Origin of the sequence: Nocardia barduliensis (genome assembly GCF_013315795.1) — a bacterium.
GTDB lineage: Bacteria > Actinomycetota > Actinomycetes > Mycobacteriales > Mycobacteriaceae > Nocardia > Nocardia barduliensis.
The window spans coordinates 33,956-54,283 of sequence record NZ_JABLTE010000049.1; the positions used below are offsets into that span (position 1 = coordinate 33,956).

Sequence of the window (20,328 nt, forward strand, 5' to 3'; positions counted from 1 at the left end):
CACCCGCTTTCCGTTACCGGACGGCCGACCCAGGAGGCACACATGGCCAAGAAGAAAAAGGTGACGGATCCGGCCATCCCCGGACCCGACGTCAGCCTGCTACTGACCTACGCAGGCTTCGCGATCTTCGGAACCCTCTGGCTCGCCTTGCATCTGGGCAACCTGCTCGCGGGCAGCCCGCAGAAAGTCCCGTTCAATCCGATCGCGATCGCGGCGGATCTGGCGCGGGGCAGGTTGCAGTGGCCGGGCGCGGCCACGGCGATCGTGCTGCTGGTGATCCTGAGCGTGGTCGCCTATCTGGTGATTCGCAAGGAGTTGCAGAAGCGCCGGTCCAAGGGCAGGTTGCCGGTCGACGACAAGGCCGACGTGATGGGCAACGGCGGCGCCATCTCGATGCTCACCGAGGCGGGCGTCCGGGAGAAAGCCGAGCAGCTCGGGGTGAAACTCGGTTACAACGACTCCCCCGGTGTGCCGATCGGCGTCGGTGTGGCCGACGGTGTGATGCTCTACGGCTCGTACGAGGATCTGCATCTGGACATCTGGGGGCCGCGCCAAGGCAAGTCGACCTCCCGGGTGATCCCGGCGATCCTCACCGCGATCGGCCCGGTGCTGGCCACCTCGAACAAGCGCGACGTGGTGGACGCCACCCGAGACGTGCGCGAGGCCAAGGGAAGTCCCACCTTCGTCTTCGATCCGCAGGGTGTCGCGGGTGAGGAACCGACCTGGTTCTGGGATCCGCTGTCCTGGGTGGACGCCAGGCGGGAGGGCTGTGAGATGCGTGCGGCGCGGTTGGCGGGCCACTTCGCCGACGGCGACGACGGCCGCGACACCAAGACCGACGCGTTCTTCGATCCCGAGGCCGAGGACCTGCTGGCCGGATTGTTCCTCGCGGCCGCGGTGGGCGACCGCAACGGCAGCAGGCCGATCGTGCAGGTGTGGGAATGGGTGACCAACCCGCAGGACACCGAACCCATCGAGTTGCTGCGCGCCGCACGCCACCACTACACGGCCTCGGGTCTGTCCTCGCAGTACAACACCGACCCGCGGACGCGCAGCGGCATCTTCGGCACCGCCAAGAAGATGATCCGCTGCCTGAAGCTGTCGAACGTGCACCCGTGGATCACCCGCGGCGGCGACCGCAGGGAATTCGACGAGCTGGAATTCCTGGAGAACAACGGAACGCTCTACAGCCTGTCGCTGGAAGGCCGCGGATCGGCCGCGCCGCTGGTGAGCGCGCTCACCGAAGCGGTGGTGGACGTGGCGATGCGGAAGGCATCCCAGTCGGCCGGTGGGCGCCTGGCGATTCCGATGCTCGCCGTGCTCGACGAGGCCGCGAACGTGGTGCGCTGGAAGGATCTGCCCAAGCAGTACAGCCACTTCGGCTCGCGCGGCATCGTGGTGATGACGGTGCTGCAGTCCTGGGCGCAGGGCGCGCGCTGCTGGGGTGAGAGCGGCATGAACGCGCTGTGGTCGGCGGCGAACATCAAAGTGCTCGGCAGCGGCGTGGACGACACCAAGTTCCTGCAGGAGCGTTCGGACGTGCTCGGCGAGTACGACGCGATTTCGCAGTCGGTCTCCGAGTCCAAGGGCGGCAAGAGCTATTCGCGCTCGCTCGGCTCGTCCAAGACGTTCTCGGTCAACGGTCTGGCGACGCTGCCGCGTGGCCGGGCCATCCTGTTCCCCTCCGGGGCGCCGCCGGTGCTCCTGCGCACCGTGCCGTGGTGGGAGGGTGAGTACGCTGCCGACGTGAAGAAGTCCATCTCGCGTCACGACCCGCAGCGCAAGACAGAGATCGCGGACGTGATCGGCTCGCCTTCGCTCAGCAAGTCGACGCCGCCGCCGGAATACGGACAAGTCGAGGAGGTTCGGCCGCTGTGACCGAACAGCAGCAACAACCGATGATCTACGCGAGCGTGGTGGAGTTCGTCGAGAACTACCTCAGCCTGGTCTATCGGCGGCAGGTCACCGATCTCAGTGACACGGTGTGGTGCCCGGAGTGGTGGCAGCACGCCGAGGCAGTCGCCCGACTAGACGCGCTGTGGCGCGCCTGGGAGCACTACCGGCTGGACGGGCGCACCGGATTGAGCGTCTGGTTCCTGGATCACGCGGATCCGCACATGTCGAAGCTGTTCGACCCCAAGGGTCCGTTCAAGTACTGCAGTGTGCGCAACGGTCACAAGGACATGCTCAGCCCGCTGCCGCTGAAATCGCCGCAGCACGGCATGTTCGGCGATCCCACGATGGGCGAGTTCCACACGTAACTCGCTGCGCGGCAACTTTTCTCGCGGTGACCCGGGAAACGCGAACGCCCGCCGGATTCCGGCGGGCGTTTGTTCGTGCGGCTATCGCGTGCGTTCCAGGCCGCGGGAGTCCAGTTCCCGCGCCCGGGTGACCGAAGGCGCCTCGTCGGGGCGGCTGCGTACCGCCTCGCCGGGCGGTTGCGCCTGCCCCACTTCGATCAGCATCCGCACCGCGGCGAGTTCCGGTGCGACACCCATTTTGGCTAGATGGGCCGCGATCGCCATTCGTCGCTCCGCCGAGTCGTATTGCATAGCCGGCTTGGCGCCGACGGCGGCATTGGCGGCCATCCGGGATGCCTCCGCTTGCGCGGAGAAGCGGTCCTTCTCCAGGGACACGCCCTTTTCCGCGATCGGCTTCTCGATCAGCCGGGCCAGTTCGGTGTTGCGCGGATCCTTGGCCTTCGCGTCCCGAGCTTCCCGGATCTGCAATTCCTTGGCCTCTTTGATGCGGGCCTCGGTGAGCTTGGCGCGCGCTTCGGCTTCCTTCTGACCACGCTCGCGGGTCCGCAAGGCGACGAGCGTCGCAAGCTGCAACATTGTCCTCATCATGGCCGCGGTTTCCCGGCCGATGTCGTCCAGTTCCTCGGACATGGCTGCTCCCCGATGCTGCAGTGATCACTATGGATGGTTGTGGTGCTTCGTTACGGACGCCGCCACGCGAACTGTAGTCCCGCGCAGCGGGTCCCGCCTGCAAACGTGGACACCCCGGAGGGCTCGCGGCGCGGCACTCCCGGTCCGGGATCGCCCGGCCGAAGGGTGACTACGCTGCGGGAACTCCTTGTTTCGAGATTACCCGACAAAGGTCGGCACAATCGAACGAGCGTGCTGCTTCATCAGCATATATCGCACATTTCCGGCGTGTCTCCTGGCGCGCCGGATGATCTTCGGGTTGAGGGGTAGCCTAACTGAAGAAAGGTTCGGTGATCCTCGTTCCGGCCGAACGGGGCTGACACGGCTCGGGCCCGCGGCCGAAATCGGCGGCGGGCCCGAGTACTCACGCTCAGCGATCGATGCGCACCGACTGGATGGTGACCGGCTGCTTGGGCTTCCCGTCGCCGGGACCGTTGGAGTCGTCCTGGCCCATTGCGGCGATCTTGTCGAGGGTGCCGAGGCTGTTGTCGTCCACCGTGCCGAAGATCGTGTACTGCGGCGGGAGCATCGAATCGGCCTGCACGATGAAGAATTGACTGCCGTTGGTTCCGGGACCCGCGTTGGCCATGGCCAAAACCCCGCGTTTGTAGGAGATGGGCTCCGTGGACGCTGCCGGATCATTCGGAGCGTACTGATCGGTCGGGTATTCGTTGTCGAATTCGTAACCCGGACCACCCATCCCGGTGCCGGTGGGGTCGCCGCACTGCAGGACCTTCAGGCCCTCGCCCGCGGTCATCCGATGACAACTGGTGCCGTCGAAATAGTTCTGCGCCGCCAGGCTGACGAAGCTGTTCACCGTGCACGGCGACTCGGCGTTGTTCAGGGTCAGCCCGATCGGGCCCTGGCTGGTCTCCATGCTGACGCTGACCTTGGCATCGACGCCCGTGGTGGGGATGCCGTCGGCCTTCGGCTTGTTCACCGGCTTGTCCGCGGGTTTGGCGCTGTCGCGGTAGGCGCAGTCGACCGTCGCGGCCTTGGCCTTGGCCGACGGCGGAGGGGCCGCGGTGGGCGTGCTGGACAGCGAGGCGTCGGCGGCGTCGGAGCTGCCGCTGTCGTCGCCGCGGGTCAAGAAGTACACCCCGGTCACGGCAGCGACCACGACGACGACACCGAGAACCGATCCGGCGATCGTGAGTTGCTTGCGCCTGCGCGCCCGCTCGGCCCGGTTGGCGAGCTGACGTTCCAGCTTGCGTTTCGCCGCTGCTCGTCGCTGTTCGTTGGTCGGCACTACCACGTTCCTCCCGTATCCGGTTACATCGGGATAAGAGTGTGCCATTTCTTCCTGAGACTGCTCGGCAACCTTCCTGTGCGGCGTTCGCGCGGAACCGGTTGGACTTGCGGGGGCGTAGTGGTGGAAACTGGAGCATCGTGACCAAGACCAGCAGCTTTTCCGCCCCGAAGGGGGTACCGGACTACGTGCCACCCGGCTCGGCCGAGTTCGTCGCGGTGCGCGACGGCCTGCTGCGCGCCGCCCGACTGGCCGGATACGGGCATATCGAGCTGCCGGTCTTCGAGGACACGGGCCTGTTCGCCCGTGGTGTCGGGGAGTCCACCGACGTGGTCACCAAGGAGATGTACACCTTCCCCGACCGCGGCGATCGCAGCGTCACCTTGCGTCCGGAAGGGACCGCGGGCGTGATGCGCGCGGTCATCGAGCACGGCCTCGACCGCGGCCAGCTGCCGGTGAAGTTGTGCTACGCGGGGCCCTTCTTCCGCTACGAGCGCCCGCAGGCCGGCCGGTACCGGCAATTGCAGCAGGTGGGCATCGAGGCGATCGGCGTGGACGACCCGGCGCTGGACGCCGAGGTGATCGCCATCGCCGACGCCGGGTTCCGCGGTCTCGGACTCGACGGTTTCCGGCTCGAGATCACCTCGCTGGGGGACGAGACGTGCCGCCCGCAGTACCGCGAACTGCTGCAGGATTTCCTGTTCGGCCTGCCGCTGGACGAGGAGACCGAGCGGCGCGCCCAGCTCAACCCGCTGCGCGTGCTCGACGACAAGCGTCCCGAAGTGCGTGCGATGACCGCGGACGCGCCGCTGATGATCGATCACCTGTCGGAGTCGGCCAAGGCGCACTTCGAGCAGGTGCTCGGCCACCTGGAGGCGCTGGGCGTGCGGTACGTGGTGAACCCGCGCATGGTGCGTGGGCTGGACTACTACACCAAGACCACGTTCGAGTTCGTGCACGACGGTTTGGGCGCGCAGTCCGGCATCGGCGGCGGCGGCCGCTATGACGGGCTCATGGCCGAACTCGGAGGGCAGCCGCTGTCGGGTATCGGGTTCGGCCTAGGCGTCGATCGCACCATCCTGGCGCTTGCGGCCGAGGGCAGATCCGCCGGTGACCAGGCGCGCTGCGAGGTCTTCGGCGTGCCGCTGGGCGACGCAGCAAAACAGCGGCTGGTGGTGCTGGCCGCGCAGCTGCGGGCCGCGGGCATCCGGGTCGATCTGGCCTACGGTGGGCGCGGCGTGAAGGGCGCGATGAAGGCGGCCGACCGCTCCGGGGCCAAGTTCACCCTGGTGCTCGGCGACCGGGACCTCGCGGAGAACACCGTGGGGCTCAAGGACATGGCGACCGGCGATCAGCGGCAGATCCCGCTGCCCGAGGCAGTCGGCGTGATCCGGGAGTCGCTGGCCGGGTAGCGGGGCTGTGTCGGGTTTCCCGGCACCGGCGCCGCTCGCACGGTACTGTGCGTCGAACCCGTCGCTGACCGGGCGGTGGGCGCGGTAGCGCGTGACCGGCGCACGACGGCATCGGAGTCGCGAGAAAGCGGAGCAGTGTCCACGAATCCTGATGACCAGCAGGCGCTCGCACCGGTGGGGCTCGATCTGGTCGCGCCGGAGCTGTACGCGCCGATGCTGCGCCGTCTGGCGCTGGCCGCGTCGGGCATCGGGCTCGGCGCGGCGCTGCTGGCCGCGACCGTGGTGAGCTGGCCGATCGCCGCGGCCATCGGCCTCGTCGTCGGCGCGCCCACCGTCCTGTACGCCGTCGCGCTGCGCCGGCGGCGGATGTGGGTGACCGGAACGACGATTCACGCCCGCAGGCTGTTCGGTGAACGCCAGGTGGAGATGTCGGCGGCGACCGGCGTCGAGATCCTGGTGTTCCCGGCCAGATTGAGCCGGATCGCCCTGCGGGTCACCGCGGGGGAGGTCGCGCAGGTCGTTCCGCTGGCCATGTACACCGATGCGGGCAGCGGTCGCGAACTGCACCTGCTCGGTCTGCGCAGGCTCGCCGACGCGCTGTCGGCCAGCCAATTGGCGGCGGCCGTAGCGGTTTCCGAGATGCTGGTGCAGCAGTTGCGGGCCGAGGCGCGGGACGCCGGGCTGGAAGAACGGCCGCTGTATCGCGCCGTGCGGCTGGCGCGGGCCAAAGACGCGGTGTCACCGGTCGTGCTGACCGACACCGAGGTCGCCACGCTGAGCTGACCGTCCGGCTCCGAGCCACGGAGCCGGGACTGTCGGGTAGCTCACCGTTGGCCTTCGAGGGCGGTGAGAGTGGCTAGGGTTGGCAGCAGAAGTCCGCCGACCGCAAGGAGTTCGTCGTGAGCACCGCCGCTGGGACCGTGACCGTCACCGTGACCGGAGCCGCGGGGCAGATCGCCTACGGCATGCTGTTCCGGATAGCGTCCGGCGCGATGCTGGGCCCGGACACACCCGTGCGGCTGCGGCTGCTCGAGGTCCCGGCCGCGGTGGCGTCGCTGGAGGGTGTCGCGATGGAACTGGACGACGGCGCGTTCCCGCTGCTGGAGTCCGTCGACATCAGCGACGACCCGTGGATCGGCTTCGCGGGCGCCCACATCGCCCTGCTCGTCGGCGCCCGGCCGCGGACGGCCGGAATGGAACGCTCGGATCTGCTGGCCGCCAACGGCGCGATCTTCACCGAGCAAGGCGCCGCGATCAACGCCAGCGCAGCGGACGAGGTGAAGGTGCTGGTGATCGGCAACCCGGCCAACACCAATGCCTTCATCGCCATGAGCAACGCGCGCGACGTGCCCGCCGAGCGCTTCACGGCGATGACCCGGCTGGACCACAATCGCGCCATCGCGCAGCTGGCCAAGAGGACCGGTGCGCCCGCCGCCGACATCGCCCGCGTCGCGATCTGGGGCAATCACTCCGCCACCCAGTACCCGGATATCGCGCACGCCACCATCGCGGGACGTCCCGCCCTCGACCTCATCGGCGACCGGGCCTGGGTCACCGGCGAATTCGTGCCCACCGTGCAGCAGCGCGGCACCGCCATCATCCAGGCCCGCGGCGCGTCCTCGGCGGCCAGTGCGGCCAGCGCCGCGATCGATCACATCCACGACTGGGTGCGGGGCACCCGCGACGGCGACTGGGTCTCCATGGCCGTGCCCTCGGACGGCTCCTACGGCGTGCCCGAAGGGCTGATCAGCTCGTTCCCGGTCACCTGTGCGAACGGCGAGTACCGGATCGTGCCCGATCTGGTACTCGACGAGCTCGCCCGTCCCCGGATCGAGGCGTCGGTCGCCGAACTGGAGCAGGAACGCGACGCCGTCATCGACCTCGGCTTCGCCAAGCGCGCCTGATCCGACCCGCAGCGCCCGGGGACGGGCGGCGGGTTATCCGACCGTCCAGGTCTCGGGCCCGGTGAGCAGGGACTGGAGCGAATCCGGACCGACAGGGTTCTTTTCCCGGGCCGTCTCGGTCTGGTAGCGCACCCCGTCGTCGTAGGTGGGTCGCGAGACATTGCGGAAGACGCCGGTGACGACGTGGTCGAGTCCTTGATCGGACAGCCGGGACAGCGCGTAGGCGTATTCCGGGTCGTCGGCGTAGGCGTCGTGCACGACGATGTCGGATTCCGCGACACTGTCGGTGCGGGCCACCGCGAGCCCGAAGCCGCGGCGAACCACCGCGAATTCGCCCTCGGCGCCGAAACGGATCGGCTCGGCGTGCCGCAGCGGGATGAGATGGTCCGCCGCGTTGTCCCGGCGCAGCGCGTCGAACGAGCCGTCGTTGAAGATCGGGCAATCCTGCAGGATCTCCACGAACGACGTGCCGCGGTGCTCCGCGGCGGCGCGCAGCACCTCGGTCAGCCCCGCGCGATCGGAATCCAGCGCGCGGGCGGCGAAGGTCGCTTCCGCGCCCAGCGCCACCGACAGGGCGTTGAACGGGTGGTCCACCGAGCCCATCGGGGTCGACTTGGTGATCTTGCCCTGCTCCGACGTCGGCGAGTACTGCCCCTTGGTCAAGCCGTAGATCCGGTTGTTGAACAGCAGGATCGTCATGTTCACGTTGCGGCGCAACGCGTGGATGAGATGGTTGCCGCCGATGGACAGCGCGTCGCCGTCGCCGGTCACCACCCAGACCGACAGGTCGGGCCTGCTGACCGCCAGACCGGTCGCTATCGCGGGCGCGCGACCGTGGATGGAGTGGAGGCCGTAGGCCTCCAGGTAGTACGGGAAGCGGCTGGAGCAGCCGATCCCGGACACGAACATGAGATTCTCCCTGCGCAACCCGAGTTCGGCGAGGAAGCCGCGCACCGTCGCCAGGATCACGTAGTCCCCGCAGCCGGGGCACCAGCGCACCTCCTGATCAGAGGTCCAGTCCTTCACCTTCTGCGGTCCGTCCGCGGACGGCACCCCGGACACTCCGGTCAATCCCAGATCGGTGCCGACCAGCGAGGTCTCCACGATGGTCATGCGTCACCCCCAGCTGTGCGGTGGACGGCTGCCTGGCCCGCGCTAAGTCCGGCGCGGGCCTCGGGACGGACTTCGTCCGGCAGCGTTCGGTAAGTGGCCCGCGCCCGCGCGGCGAAGACCTTGTTCTGTTCCATCTCCTCGATCGACCCGTCCAGCGCCGCGTCGATGACCCCGACCAGTTCCTGGGCGGAGAACGCGGTGCCCGCGATCTTCGTCCACGGCCGCACGTCGACCAGGTACTTCGCCCGCAACAGCATGGCCAGCTGGCCGCCGTTCATCTCCGGCGCGACCACGACGCGATAGCGGCGCAGCACCTCACCGAGGTTGGCGGGCAACGGATTGAGATGTCGTAGCTGCGCATGGGCGACCGCGACGCCGCGCCGTCGCGCGCGTCGGCACGCCTCCCCGATCGGGCCGTAGGAACTGCCCCAGCCGATCACCAGCAGCTCGGCGGTGCCGTCCGGATCGTCGACCGTGAGATCGGGCACGTCGATGCCGTCGATCTTGGCCTGACGCAGGCGAACCATGAGTTCGTGATTGGCCGGGTCGTAGGAGATGTTTCCGCTGCCGTCGGCCTTCTCCAGCCCGCCGATCCGGTGGGCGCGGCCTTTCGTGCCGGGGACGGCGAGCGGCCGCGCGAGCGTGCCGGGATCGCGCGCGTACGGCTGGAACGAGTCGGCGTCGTCGCCTCCCGGTTCGAACGCCGGGTCGATCGGCTCCAGCTCGCTCACCCGCGGAATGGACCACGGTTCGGAGCCGTTCGCGATCGCGCCGTCGGACAGCAGCAGCACCGGCGTGCGGTAGGTGAGTGCGATCCGTGCCGCCTCCACGGCGGTGGCGAAGCAGTCCGCGGGGGAGCGTGGCGCGAGCACCGCCACCGGCGATTCGCCGTTGCGGCCGTAGAGCGCCTGCAACAGGTCGGCCTGCTCGGTCTTGGTCGGCAGGCCGGTCGACGGCCCGCCGCGCTGCACATCGATCACGATCAGCGGCAGTTCCGTCATCACCGCGAGGCCGATGGTCTCGCTCTTGAGCGCGAGTCCGGGACCGGAGGTACTGGTGACCCCGAGCGCGCCGCCGAGCGAAGCGCCGAGCGCCGCACCGATTCCCGCGATCTCGTCCTCGGCCTGGAAGGTGGTGACGTCGAAGTTCTTGTGCCTGCTCAGTTCGTGCAGGATGTCCGAGGCGGGCGTGATGGGGTAGGTGCCGAGGAAGACCGGCAGTCGTGCCAGCTGACCGGCGGTGATCAGGCCGTAGGCGAGCGCGGTGTTCCCGGTGATCTGGCGGTAGGTGCCCGGCGGCAGCTCGGCGGGCGCGATCTCGTAGGTGGTGGCGAAGCTCTCGGTGGTCTCGCCGTAGTTCCAGCCCGCCCGGAACGCCAGCACGTTGGCCTCGGCGATGTCCGGCTTGGTCGCGAACTTCTCCCGCATGAACTGCTCGGTGCCGCCGATCGGGCGCCCGTACATCCAGGACAGCAGGCCGAGGGCGAACATGTTCTTGGCGCGCTGGGCGTCCTTCTTGCCGACTCCGGTCGATTCGGTGGCGCCGAGGGTGAGCGAGGTCATCGGAACGCGGTGGACCACGAAGTCCGACAGGGTGTCGTCGGCGAGTGGATCGGCGGGATAGCCGACCTTGGCCAACGCCCGCTTGGTGAACTCGTCGGTGTTGACGATGACGGTGGCGCCGCGCGGGAGATCCTCCAGGTTCGCCTTGAGCGCGGCGGGGTTCATCGCGACCAGCACGTCGGGCTGGTCGCCCGCGGTGAGGATGTCGTGGTCGGCGATCTGGATCTGGAACGACGAGACGCCGGGCAGGGTGCCCTGTGGCGCTCTGATCTCGGCGGGGAAGTTGGGCTGGGTGGCCAGGTCGTTACCGAAGGCGGCGGCCTCGTGGGTGAAGCGGTCGCCCGTCAGCTGCATTCCGTCGCCGGAATCCCCGGCGAACCGAATGACGACCTTTTCCAATTTCGCTGTGCCGACATCTTTTTGGTGTGAAACCATATGCCTGCTTCACTTCCTCGTCGCTGAGAGGTGCCATCGCCAAACTACTCCGTCGAATGCGGTGCGCGCCCCCGAAGCGCGCGGACCGGCGAGATTCGGCGATGCTGGCGTCAGGCGAACAATGCCAGTTGCGAGCCGGTCGTGTGCGTGGTTCGGCGTCGTGTCTCCGGTTCGGCTCGCGTGCGCGCCATCAGACCGTGCTCCGCCAGCAGCGGAGCGACTCGCGCGCGCAGCCAGGCGGAGTACTCCGGCGTGACGTAGGCTCCGCGGCGATACAGCTGGCGGTACCGGCGCAGCAGCGCCGGATGGTGCTCGGCCAGCCAGGACAGGAACCAGCCCCGCGTGCTGCCGCGCAGATGCATGGGGAACGCGACCGCCGAGTCCGCCCCGGCATCGGCGATCGCGCCGAAGATCGCGTCCAGGTGCGCCCGCCCGTCGGTGAGGCAGGGGATGACCGGAGCGACCAGGACGTCGACCGCGAACCCCGCGTCGGCCAGCGCGCGCACCAAGTCCAATCGGGCGCGCGGTGACGGTGTGCCGGGCTCGAGGCTGCGGTGCAGATCCTGGTCGAGGATCGCGATGGACACCGCGAGGCGGACCCGCACCTCTCCGGCGGCGGAGGTGAGCAGCGGCAGATCCCGGCGCAGCAGGGTGCCCTTGGTGAGGATGGAGAAGGGTGTGCCGGATTCGGTCAGTGCGCGAATGATGCCCGGCATCAACCGGTATCGTCCCTCGGCGCGCTGGTAAGGGTCGGTGTTGGTGCCCAGCGCCACCGGTTCGTGGCGCCAGGACCGCCTGCCGAGTTCCTTGCGCAGTACCGCGGCGACGTTCGTCTTCACCACGATCTGCGAATCGAAGTCCCGGCCCGCGTCCAGGTCCAGATATTCGTGCGTGCCGCGCGCGAAACAGTAGCGGCAGGCGTGCGAACACCCGCGCATCGGATTGACCGTCCATTGGAACGGCACGTTCGCGCCCTCGGGCACCCGGTTCAGCGCGCTCTTGCAGAGCACTTCGTGAAACGTGATGCCCTCGAACTCCGGCGTCCGCACGGTGCGCACCAGACCGGCCCGGGACAGCCCGGGCAAGGCGCCGTCCTCGGCGTCCAGGGTCTGGTTTTGCCACCGCACCCTCTCAGTCGAACATGTGTTCTAGGAGCTGTCAAGCGATCTGCCTGGTGTCGGGCGGGGTGAGCCGGGCCGGGTCGGCGAAGAAGGTGACCAGGTCACGCACCGTGTCGTCGAGCGGGCGCGGCTGGTAGCCGAGTTCGCGTTCGGCCTTGCCGTGATCGACGACGGGCGCGGAGATCAGCGCGCCGAGCGCGGCCTTGGAGACGATGTCGGAATTGAACAGCTTGCCGATCGGCGCCAGCACCGGGATGACGCCGGACACCAGCTTGGGGGAGATGGCGAACCTCGGGCCCCGCTTGCCGCCGTGCGCCGCGGCGACGCGGCACAGTTCGAGCATCGAGATCATCGCTCCGCCGAGCAGGTAGTTCTCGCCGGTGCGGCCGTGTTCTCCGGCCAGCACCAAGCCCTCGGCGACATCCCGCACGTCGACCAGGTCGAAGCCGCCGCCGATCATGGCGGGCACGCGTCCCAGCGCCGCGTCCTTGAGCGTCCGGTTGATGCGCGAGAGCGGTTTGCCGTGGTCCAGCGGGCCGAAGACGCCGGTGGGGTTGCACAGCACGGCGTCGAGGCCCTGATCGATCACCTTCCGCAGCGCGACCTCGCCCGCCCATTTGGAGCGGTCGTAGACCGGCAGTGCGGGGTCGGTCGAGCGCGGCGCGCTCTCGTCGATCCGGCCGCCGCAGCTGTATTGGTCGAACGCGTGGATCGAGCTGGCGTGCACCATCCGGCGTGCCCCGACGGCCAGCGCGGCCTCGGCGACCACCCGCACGCCCTCGGTGTTCACCCGCCAGGCCAGGTCGTTCTTCTCGGCCAGGGTGATCACCGCGACCAGGTGGTAGATCACCTCGGCGCCGTCCAGGGCGGCGCGCATCGAGGCGGGGTCGAGCACATCGCCCCGCACCCAGGTGACGCCGGGCGCCGCCGGCTCGTCGGGAATCGCCCGATCGATGGCGGTGACCTGGTGGCCGCGACCGGTGAGGAGGCGGAGCAGATTCGTGCCAAGGTAGCCGGCTGCGCCGGTCACTGCGACCTTCATGGAAGTCGAGAATATAGAACTTGTTCTAATTTGCAACACGTTCCAATTCGGTCCGGTTCGTCCGGTCCCGCGGCGCGTTCGGGCTCGTAACATGCCGGTACGGTCCGCTATATTGAGCGCAACCGTAGCGGCCCTTGCCGATTCGGCAGGGAGCCGGCGGATCACGACAAGTTCATGACGCAGATCTGTACGACGATGTGGGGGGCAACTCGATGAGTGATCTCTCGGTAGAGACCGAAGCGGTCCGGGCGTTCGCCGCCACGAACGCCGGAATCGCCGGTGATCTCGCGGGGGCGGGTAATTTCGACGCGGTGCGCAACGTCTCCGCGCTGGTTCCGGTGTTCGGCTTGATCGGAGCGGACTACCTGGCGATGTTCGCCGCGGCGCAAGTGTTGCAGGCCAAGGACATCAACGATCTGTCGGCCAAGTACGCCAAGCTGTCGGAGTCGGCTTTCAGCGCCGCCGCGGCCTACGACGCCGTCGACTGGTCCAACGCGGGCGCGCTCGGGTCGATCGCGGGCCAGATCGGGGGCGCGGTATGAGACCGCTGGACAGCGGCGTCATCGCGCCGCAGGACGAGGCCGTCGCGCACGCGGCCGAACAGAACGTCGCCATCGGCCAGCAGAGCGTGCTCGAGGCGCTACAGCAGAACCCCGCCCAGGCGATGCTCGATGTGCCGCTGCCGCAGCTGCCCGAAGATCTCCCGCCCATCGAGCCGCCCGCGTTCGTGCTGTCGCGCAAGATCTCCGAGGATCAGCAGTCGGCCGGCGCCATACCCGCCGGTATGCCCGGATTGAACGGCGCGCCGGGCGCGGAGCACGCAGCAGGCCTGCCGTACGAGGCGTCCGCGCTGCTCGGCGATATGCACACCGCGGTCGAGCACATCGCGGCTCCGGTGGTCGAGTCCGCGCTCCAGCAGGCGCAGGGGGTGCTCGACGGCACGATCGCCGCCGCGCCGAGCGCGATCACCAGCGCGGTGAGCCAGGCTTCGGCCCCCGCCGAGTCGCTGCCCGCGCTGCCCGCCGACCCGGTCGCCGCGCTCATGCAGGGCGTCGCGGTTCCCGCGTTGCCCGGCGTCGACCTGCTGATGAAGCCGATCTTGGACTTGCTCGGCAGCTTCGGCACCGGTGTGATCGGCGCGTTCGATCCCACCGCGATCCTCAGCCAGTCCTCCAAGGTCATCGAGATGGCCATGCAGGTGGGCAAGGGCAGCATCAGCACGGTGGACCAGCTGTGGCAGAGCCAGGCCGCCCGCAATGCCCAGGCCGCGAGCCAGCAGGCGAACGTGGAAGGCCAGGAGACCGGCAAGCGCGGCATCGACATCTCCGAGATCACCCAGCGGGCCGCCGCGGTGGTGCAGCAGGGCAATGCCCAGTTGCTCGGCATCGCGTCGTCGTTCGCCACCCAGGCCACCGCGTTCGCGCCGGTGATCCTCACCCCGCCCGCGCAGGCGGCATTGATCGCCTCGGCCACCGAGCACCTGGGCAACGCCGTGGGCGTGGTCAACGCCACCCGCGGGGATCTGGCGGGCAAGACCGCCGAGCTCAGCGGCATGGTGCAGCAGCTGGTCGCGCCGGGCGGCGGTCCCGCGCCCCAGGAGGTGGCGCAGGCGCTGGCGCAGAACGTCGGCCAGCCGATCCTGGAGCAGGCGCAGTCGACCGCGTCGGATACCGCGACGAAGGCGGCGGGCCTGGACTCCGTCACGCCGGGGACGTCGAGCCCGACGACCACGCCGTCGTCGGTGTACAACACGCACAGCCCGAGTTCGAACAACGGTGTGCCCAGCGGACTGCTCGGCAGCAGCCCCAACCGGTCCGGAAGCCCGAGCACGCCCTCGGTGCCCAAAGCGAGCGGCCTGCCCGGTACCACTGTTCCGCCGATTCGCTCCGTCGCCGGGGTCCCCGGTGTCTCGCTGGGTACCGGCACACCCGCAGGCACCACACCGGCCGGGTCGAGCAGCTTCATGGGCGGCCCGGCCGCCGCCGGGCAGCGGAGCAACGAAGAGGAGCACTCGCGCACGGTGCAGCCCTACCAGAGCCCCACCGGCAACGACGACCTCACCGGACCGCTCGGCGAATCCACGCCGGACGTCATCGGCGCGACGCACTCGGACGAGATCATCAGTTCGGACTACGAACAGGACCAGTTCTGACCCGGCCCTGGGCATTGGTTCGCGGCACCCGGCCCGAACGGATCGTTGCCGTTCGGGCCGCGTGACGAGCGAATGTCAGTTGTCCTGGACGAACGCGTCGAGCAATTTCTTGTAGAGGTCGGCGAAGCGTTTGCGAGCGGCCTGTTGCTCGGCGCCGAGCCCCTCGCTGGTTTCCGGGGAGTACACCACCAGATGCACGTCCTGCGCCGGTGACTGGGGCATGTAGTCGATGATCCGGCTGCTCTGATCGATGGGCCTCGGCACACCGAGGTCCGCCGTGGCCAACGCGTTGGTCTCGGCCAGCGCGGCGCTCAGCACGTCGGGCGGGATGCGACCGTCGATCCGCTTCGGCGGAGTGTCGGGACGGCGATCGGCGGCCACGGCATCGGGGCTGCTGACCGCACGGCCGTCGGCGAAGATCTCCAGTTGCGGACGGAGATCCGTGCGGGCCTGCCAACCGTCGGGGATGGTGGTCAGCGTGAACAACGCCAACGGTGCGGCGATCGGCGGTAGCGCACTGGGGCGATCCAGGGCCGGGTCGGCCGTGGCGGCGCCCGAGCCCGCCGCGACGATCAGCAGCACAACCAGCAGAACAGCTTTCGTAACTCGCATCGATCCCATCTTCCGGTGCTGTCCGTGTTCGCCTGCGGCGCAGGCGGACTGCCGTAGATCATGACAGCGCGCCGGCCCTGGCGGTACCGGCGCGCTGGGTCGGGTCCGATCCGGATCTACCGCAGCGCGGGCGGATTGTTCAGATCCTGTGCCGAATAGGTGTCACACGCACGGACCTGGCCGGTGCGGTAACCGGCGAGGAACCACTTCTGGCGCTGCTCGGACGAGCCGTGTGTCCAGGCTTCGGGATTCACCCGGCCCTGCGCCGCGCGCTGGATGCGATCGTCGCCGACCGCCGCGGCCGCCGACAGCGCGTCGTCGACGTCCTTGTCCGACAGCGGCCGCAGGAAAGGCTGGTCGCTGCCGGGCGCGGGCTGCTTGTCCGCGAAATGCGCCCAGATGCCCGCGTAGCAGTCGGCCTGCAATTCGGTGCGGACCGCGCCGGACTCCGGACCGCGGGGATCGCGTTGTGCCCGGCCGAGGTCGCCGAGCTGATTCTGGATGTGATGGCCGATCTCGTGCGCCACCACGTATTCCTGTGCGAGCGGACCGCCGCTCGCGCCGAAGCGATCCACCAGATCCTGGAAGAAGCTGGTGTCGAAGTAGGCGGTCCGGTCGGCCGGGCAGTAGAACGGGCCCACGTCGCTGGTGGCGTTGCCGCAGCCGGTCGAGGTGGCGCCGGAGAAGAGCACGACTTTCGGCTCGGCATAGCGCTTTCCTGCCTGCTTCGGCAACTCGGCCGACCACACCGCGTCCAGGCTCTGCGCGGTGAGCGCCACCCGGCAGTCGACGTACTTGTTGGCGTCCGCGCCGGTCTTGCAATGACTCGGCGTGCCCGCCGTGCCCGGTTGCGTCTGCGTCTGTCCGGGCGAGCCGGTGAACTCGCCGAGGATGGAGCCGGGGTCGCCACCCAGTAGCAGCGTCAGGACCAGCACGATGAGTCCGCCCGCACCGCCGCCCAGCGCGAGTTTGCCGCCAAGGCCGGGACCGCCGGAGGAAACCCGGTCCGGATCGATCTGCATGCCCTCGTTGAAGGTCATCGTCGTCGCTTTCTCGCTTGTCCGTCGGGGCCGCGCGCCCTCGGTCGTACGAACTCGATGCACGCTCCCGCGAATACAGCTTGGCACGGGCGCGGCGATATCAGTTTCCACTCGGGGAATGTGTCTCACTACGATGGTCTCGCACCTGGTCACACCGCGCCCGGTGCCGAGTCGTCGAAAGGAACCCCGTGCTGCGCACCCACTTGGCTGGTTCGCTGCGAAGCGAGCATGCCGGTCAAACCGTCACTCTCACCGGCTGGGTGGCCCGGCGGCGGGACCACGGTGGGGTGATCTTCATCGATCTGCGCGACGCGTCGGGTGTCGCGCAGGCGGTGTTCCGCGAGGGCGAACCCGCCGAACAGGCGCACCGGCTGCGTGCCGAGTACTGCGTGCGGGTCACGGGCACCGTCGAAGCGCGGCCGAGCGGCAACGAGAACCCCGAGCTGCCCACCGGCGCGATCGAGGTGAACGTCACCGAGCTCGAGGTGCTGAACGAGAGCGCTCCGTTGCCGTTCCAGCTGGACGAGCAGCCCGGTGAGGAAGCGCGCCTGAAACACCGCTACCTGGACCTGCGCCGCGAAGGCCCCGCACACGCCATCCGGCTGCGGTCCAAGGTGAACGCGGCCGCCCGCGAGGTGCTCGCCCGCCACGAATTCGTCGAGGTCGAGACCCCGACGCTGACCCGGTCCACGCCCGAGGGCGCGCGTGACTTCCTGGTGCCTGCCCGTTTGCAGCCGGGCAGCTTCTACGCCCTGCCGCAGAGCCCGCAGCTGTTCAAGCAGCTGCTCATGGTCGGCGGCATCGAACGCTACTACCAGATCGCGCGGTGCTACCGCGACGAGGACTTCCGCGCCGACCGCCAGCCCGAGTTCACCCAGCTCGACATCGAGATGAGCTTCGTGCGCCAGGAGGACGTGATCCTGCTGGCCGAGGAGATCCTCGTCGCGCTGTGGAAGCTGGTCGGCTACGAGATCCAGACCCCGATCCCGCACATGACCTACGCCGAGGCCATGCGCCGTTTCGGCACCGACAAGCCCGACCTGCGCTTCGGCGTGGAGATCACCGAGTGCGCCGACTATTTCGCCGACACCCCGTTCCGGGTGTTCCAGGCGCCCTACGTGGGCGCGGTGGTCATGCCGGGCGGCGCGAGTCAGCCGCGGCGCCAGCTCGACGCCTGGCAGGAATGGGCCAAGCAGCGCGGCGCCAAGGGGCTGGCGTACATCCTGGTGAACGAGGACGGCACGCTCGGCGGGCCGGTGGCGAAGAACCTCAGCGAAGCCGAGCGCGAGGGGCTGGCCAAGCACGTCGGCGCGGTCCCCGGCGACTGCGTGTTCTTCGCCGCAGGCGCACCGAAGGCGCAGCGGGCGCTGCTCGGCGCGGCGCGGGTGGAGATCGCCCGCAAGGTCGGGCTCATCGACGAGGACGCGTGGTCGTTCGTCTGGGTCGTGGACGCTCCGCTGTTCGAGCCGACCGTGGAGGCCACCGCGAGCGGCGACGTGGCGGTGGGCCACTCCGCGTGGACCGCGGTGCATCACGCTTTCACCTCACCCAAGCCGGAGTCGCTGGACACTTTCGACGTCGATCCGGGTTCGGCACTGGCCTACGCCTACGACATCGTCTGCAACGGCAACGAGATCGGTGGCGGATCGATTCGTATCCACCGCCGCGACGTGCAGGAACGCGTCTTCGAGGTCATGGGGATCAGCCACGAGGAGGCGCAGGAGAAGTTCGGCTTCCTGCTGGACGCCTTCGCCTTCGGCGCTCCGCCGCACGGTGGCATCGCCTTCGGCTGGGACCGGGTCACCGCGCTCTTGGCGGGGGAGGACTCGATCCGCGAGGTCATCGCGTTCCCGAAGACCGGCGGCGGCGTCGACCCACTCACCGACGCGCCCGCGCCGATCACCGAGCAGCAGCGCAAAGAGGCGGGTCTGTACGCCAAGCCGGAGCAGAAGAAGGCTGCCGCCGCCGAGACCGCGTCGTAGCGGAGCCCCCGCGCGGACGGTACCTTCTGGTCAGCCGCGTCCCTGCCCGAGGACGTCGATCGCGAGGACATCCGTTGCTGCACTTGCGCCTGATCAGCCCGCCGGAGATCACCGACGCGGTGCTCGCGGTGCTCGCCGCCGATCCCGGGGTCACGCACGTGACCCTGGCACGCGGTGTCGCGCTGGAGCCGAAGGGCGATCTGGTGCAGGCGGACGTGGCCCGTGAGGCCGCCAACGACGTCCTGGACGACCTGACCGCGCTGGGCGTCTGCCGGTCCGGCGGCTTGACGCTGACACCGGTCGAGACGGTCCTGTCGGACGCGGGGGAGCGTGCCGTGCACGAGGCGCCCGGCGATCCGAGCGACGCGGTGGTGTGGGAGGAACTGCTCGCGCAGACCCACGAGGAGTCCAGCCTCAGCGCGACGTTCCTGGCGTTCCTGACGATCGCCTGCCTGCTCGCCACTGTCGGCGTCGCGACCGATTCGCCGGTGACCCTCGTCGGGGCGATGGTCGTCGGCCCGGAATTCGGGCCGCTGGCCGCCTTCGCGGTGGCGATGGTGCGCAAGGATTTTCAGCTGGTCCGGCGATCGGCGTTCGCGCTCGCGGTCGGCTTCCCGGTGGCGATGGTCGTCACGCTGCTGGCGACAGTGGTATGGCAGCAGTTCGGCTGGATCACCGTCGACGGGCTGTCGAGCATCGACGATGTCGACTTCATCTACCAGGTCGGGCCGTTCTCCCTGGTCGTCGCGCTCCTGGCGGGAGCGGCGGGCATGCTGTCGCTGGTCACCGCGAAATCGGCCGCGCTGGTCGGGGTGTTCATCTCGGTGACGACCGTGCCCGCGGCCGGATTCGCCGTCTTCGCGGCGACTCTGGGCGAGTGGCGGGTGGCATGGCTGTCGGCGGGTCAGCTGGCTGTCAACATGGCGGGCATCGTCGTGGCCGGGGTAGTGGTTCTCGCGCTCCGGCCTCGCGCGGGCAGCGAGGCCGGACCGGTGGGGCGATTCAAGCGGTGGATCGGGACGCGCGCCCGGGTCGGCGGATGACCGGGCTTCAGTATGCGGCGACGGTGCCGCCGGTGAGCGTGCGATAGGCGTAGGTCACCGCGATGGTGGCGACCGGGCCCGCGACCAGCAGGCCGAGACCGCACAGCAGCAGGCCGAGGAAGGTCACCACCAGCACCGCCAGCGCGAGCAGCAGCACCTGCCAGGCGTTGGCCACCACCAGCGTGAAGCTGGACTTGAGCGCCTCGAACGGACCCTGATCCTGATCGACCACGAAATGCAGCGAGAACATGCACAGCCAGCCGGCGATCAGGCCGGGGAGCAGGCAGATCGCCGAGCCGAGGAAGGTCAGCGTGAACGCGAGCAGCGCGGTGAGCAGCACGTTGCCCGCGTTCATGAAGCGGAAGTAGGCGCCGAACGGGGGAGGTGTGCCGTCGGTCTCGAACAGCGCTCCGCGCACCATGGCCGCCTGCAGCAGCCATATCGCGGCCATGACCGCCAGGAACAGCAGCAGCAACGGCAGCATGGTCGTCGGATCGGTGAGCTGCACGACCAGCAGGAACGCCAGGTAGATGACCACGCCCACCGCGGTCACCCCGACCCACGCCCCCGGATTGGCGCGGAACCTCGCCCATCCGTAGCTCAGCGCCTGACCGACGTCCAGCGTGCTCGGCCCCACCGGCACCTGCTGGTAGCCGTAGACCGGTTCCTGGGCCTGCGCGGGGCCGGGCGGCGCCCAGCCCGGCCCGGTGCCCTGCGGTCCGTAGCTGGGG

The 20,328-nt window shown here is 69.1% G+C and carries 18 protein-coding genes; 9 read left to right on the forward strand and 9 right to left on the reverse strand.

Annotated features, from left to right (window positions below; translation table 11 throughout):
- Positions 1-42: 42 nt before the first annotated feature.
- Together HOV91_RS21390 and HOV91_RS21395 are read left to right on the forward strand one after the other, a co-directional pair.
- Positions 43-1,878 carry a type IV secretory system conjugative DNA transfer family protein gene (locus HOV91_RS21390; protein WP_174187186.1) on the forward strand — a complete coding sequence of 612 codons (1,836 nt, stop codon included), beginning with the start codon at positions 43-45 and terminating at the stop codon, positions 1,876-1,878.
- Positions 1,875-2,261 (forward strand): DUF4913 domain-containing protein, encoded by a 387-nt coding sequence (locus tag HOV91_RS21395; protein WP_245559981.1) that lies wholly within the window; start codon positions 1,875-1,877, stop codon positions 2,259-2,261. Before HOV91_RS21390 ends, HOV91_RS21395 begins: the two co-directional genes overlap by 4 nt.
- A gap of 81 nt (positions 2,262-2,342) precedes the next feature.
- Here HOV91_RS21395 and HOV91_RS21400 read toward each other — a convergent pair whose 3' ends face one another.
- Together HOV91_RS21400 and HOV91_RS21405 are read right to left on the reverse strand one after the other, a co-directional pair.
- A complete protein-coding gene (locus HOV91_RS21400) occupies positions 2,343-2,891 on the reverse strand; it encodes a hypothetical protein (protein ID WP_174187187.1) in 549 nt (182 codons plus the stop codon).
- A 409-nt stretch (positions 2,892-3,300) separates the two neighbouring features.
- Positions 3,301-4,179, reverse strand: coding sequence for a peptidylprolyl isomerase (locus tag HOV91_RS21405; RefSeq protein ID WP_312884724.1), 879 nt, complete (start codon positions 4,177-4,179; stop codon positions 3,301-3,303).
- A 140-nt stretch (positions 4,180-4,319) separates the two neighbouring features.
- Between HOV91_RS21405 and hisS the strand changes: the two genes are divergently transcribed.
- The 3 genes from hisS to HOV91_RS21420 all read left to right on the forward strand — a co-directional run bounded on the left by hisS (position 4,320) and on the right by HOV91_RS21420 (position 7,495).
- Entirely contained in the window at positions 4,320-5,591 is a 1,272-nt protein-coding gene (gene hisS, locus HOV91_RS21410) for a histidine--tRNA ligase (protein ID WP_174187189.1), read from the forward strand.
- A gap of 135 nt (positions 5,592-5,726) precedes the next feature.
- Positions 5,727-6,374 (forward strand): hypothetical protein, encoded by a 648-nt coding sequence (locus tag HOV91_RS21415; protein WP_174187190.1) that lies wholly within the window; start codon positions 5,727-5,729, stop codon positions 6,372-6,374.
- A 116-nt stretch (positions 6,375-6,490) separates the two neighbouring features.
- Positions 6,491-7,495 carry a malate dehydrogenase gene (locus HOV91_RS21420; RefSeq protein ID WP_174187191.1) on the forward strand — a complete coding sequence of 335 codons (1,005 nt, stop codon included), beginning with the start codon at positions 6,491-6,493 and terminating at the stop codon, positions 7,493-7,495.
- 33 nt (positions 7,496-7,528) lie between these two features.
- On the opposite strand, the gene HOV91_RS21425 is transcribed toward HOV91_RS21420, so the two are convergent.
- The 4 genes from HOV91_RS21425 to HOV91_RS21440 all read right to left on the reverse strand — a co-directional run bounded on the left by HOV91_RS21425 (position 7,529) and on the right by HOV91_RS21440 (position 12,768).
- Positions 7,529-8,608 (reverse strand): 2-oxoacid:ferredoxin oxidoreductase subunit beta, encoded by a 1,080-nt coding sequence (locus tag HOV91_RS21425; protein ID WP_174187192.1) that lies wholly within the window; start codon positions 8,606-8,608, stop codon positions 7,529-7,531.
- Entirely contained in the window at positions 8,605-10,605 is a 2,001-nt protein-coding gene (locus HOV91_RS21430) for a 2-oxoacid:acceptor oxidoreductase subunit alpha (protein ID WP_246350506.1), read from the reverse strand. The genes HOV91_RS21425 and HOV91_RS21430 overlap by 4 nt, the downstream gene beginning before the upstream one ends.
- A gap of 110 nt (positions 10,606-10,715) precedes the next feature.
- On the reverse strand, positions 10,716-11,732 hold the full coding sequence (locus tag HOV91_RS21435; protein ID WP_174187193.1) for an Rv2578c family radical SAM protein: 1,017 nt from the start codon (positions 11,730-11,732) through the stop codon (positions 10,716-10,718).
- 31 nt (positions 11,733-11,763) lie between these two features.
- Positions 11,764-12,768, reverse strand: a complete 1,005-nt coding sequence (locus tag HOV91_RS21440) for an NAD-dependent epimerase/dehydratase family protein (protein ID WP_174187194.1) — start codon at positions 12,766-12,768, stop codon at positions 11,764-11,766.
- 212 nt (positions 12,769-12,980) lie between these two features.
- Here HOV91_RS21440 and HOV91_RS21445 point away from each other — a divergent pair, with 212 nt between their 5' ends.
- On the forward strand, positions 12,981-13,310 hold the full coding sequence (locus HOV91_RS21445; protein ID WP_174187195.1) for a type VII secretion target: 330 nt from the start codon (positions 12,981-12,983) through the stop codon (positions 13,308-13,310).
- Positions 13,307-14,920, forward strand: a complete 1,614-nt coding sequence (locus HOV91_RS21450) for a hypothetical protein (RefSeq protein ID WP_174187196.1) — start codon at positions 13,307-13,309, stop codon at positions 14,918-14,920. Before HOV91_RS21445 ends, HOV91_RS21450 begins: the two co-directional genes overlap by 4 nt.
- Before the next feature lie 75 nt (positions 14,921-14,995).
- On the opposite strand, the gene HOV91_RS21455 is transcribed toward HOV91_RS21450, so the two are convergent.
- Entirely contained in the window at positions 14,996-15,532 is a 537-nt protein-coding gene (locus HOV91_RS21455) for a hypothetical protein (protein WP_174187197.1), read from the reverse strand.
- A 116-nt stretch (positions 15,533-15,648) separates the two neighbouring features.
- Positions 15,649-16,572 carry a KPN_02809 family neutral zinc metallopeptidase gene (ypfJ, locus tag HOV91_RS21460; RefSeq protein ID WP_174187198.1) on the reverse strand — a complete coding sequence of 308 codons (924 nt, stop codon included), beginning with the start codon at positions 16,570-16,572 and terminating at the stop codon, positions 15,649-15,651.
- Positions 16,573-16,760: 188 nt separating this feature from the next.
- Here ypfJ and aspS point away from each other — a divergent pair, with 188 nt between their 5' ends.
- The gene (gene aspS, locus HOV91_RS21465; protein WP_174187199.1) at positions 16,761-18,554 is read left to right on the forward strand and encodes an aspartate--tRNA ligase; all 1,794 of its coding nucleotides are present in this window, start codon (positions 16,761-16,763) and stop codon (positions 18,552-18,554) included.
- A gap of 74 nt (positions 18,555-18,628) precedes the next feature.
- Positions 18,629-19,597, forward strand: a complete 969-nt coding sequence (locus tag HOV91_RS21470; RefSeq protein ID WP_174187200.1) for a DUF389 domain-containing protein — start codon at positions 18,629-18,631, stop codon at positions 19,595-19,597.
- A 7-nt stretch (positions 19,598-19,604) separates the two neighbouring features.
- Here the strand turns inward: HOV91_RS21470 and HOV91_RS21475 are convergent.
- The coding region (locus HOV91_RS21475) for a hypothetical protein (RefSeq protein WP_217440979.1) at positions 19,605-20,328 on the reverse strand (724 nt) is incomplete at its 5' end.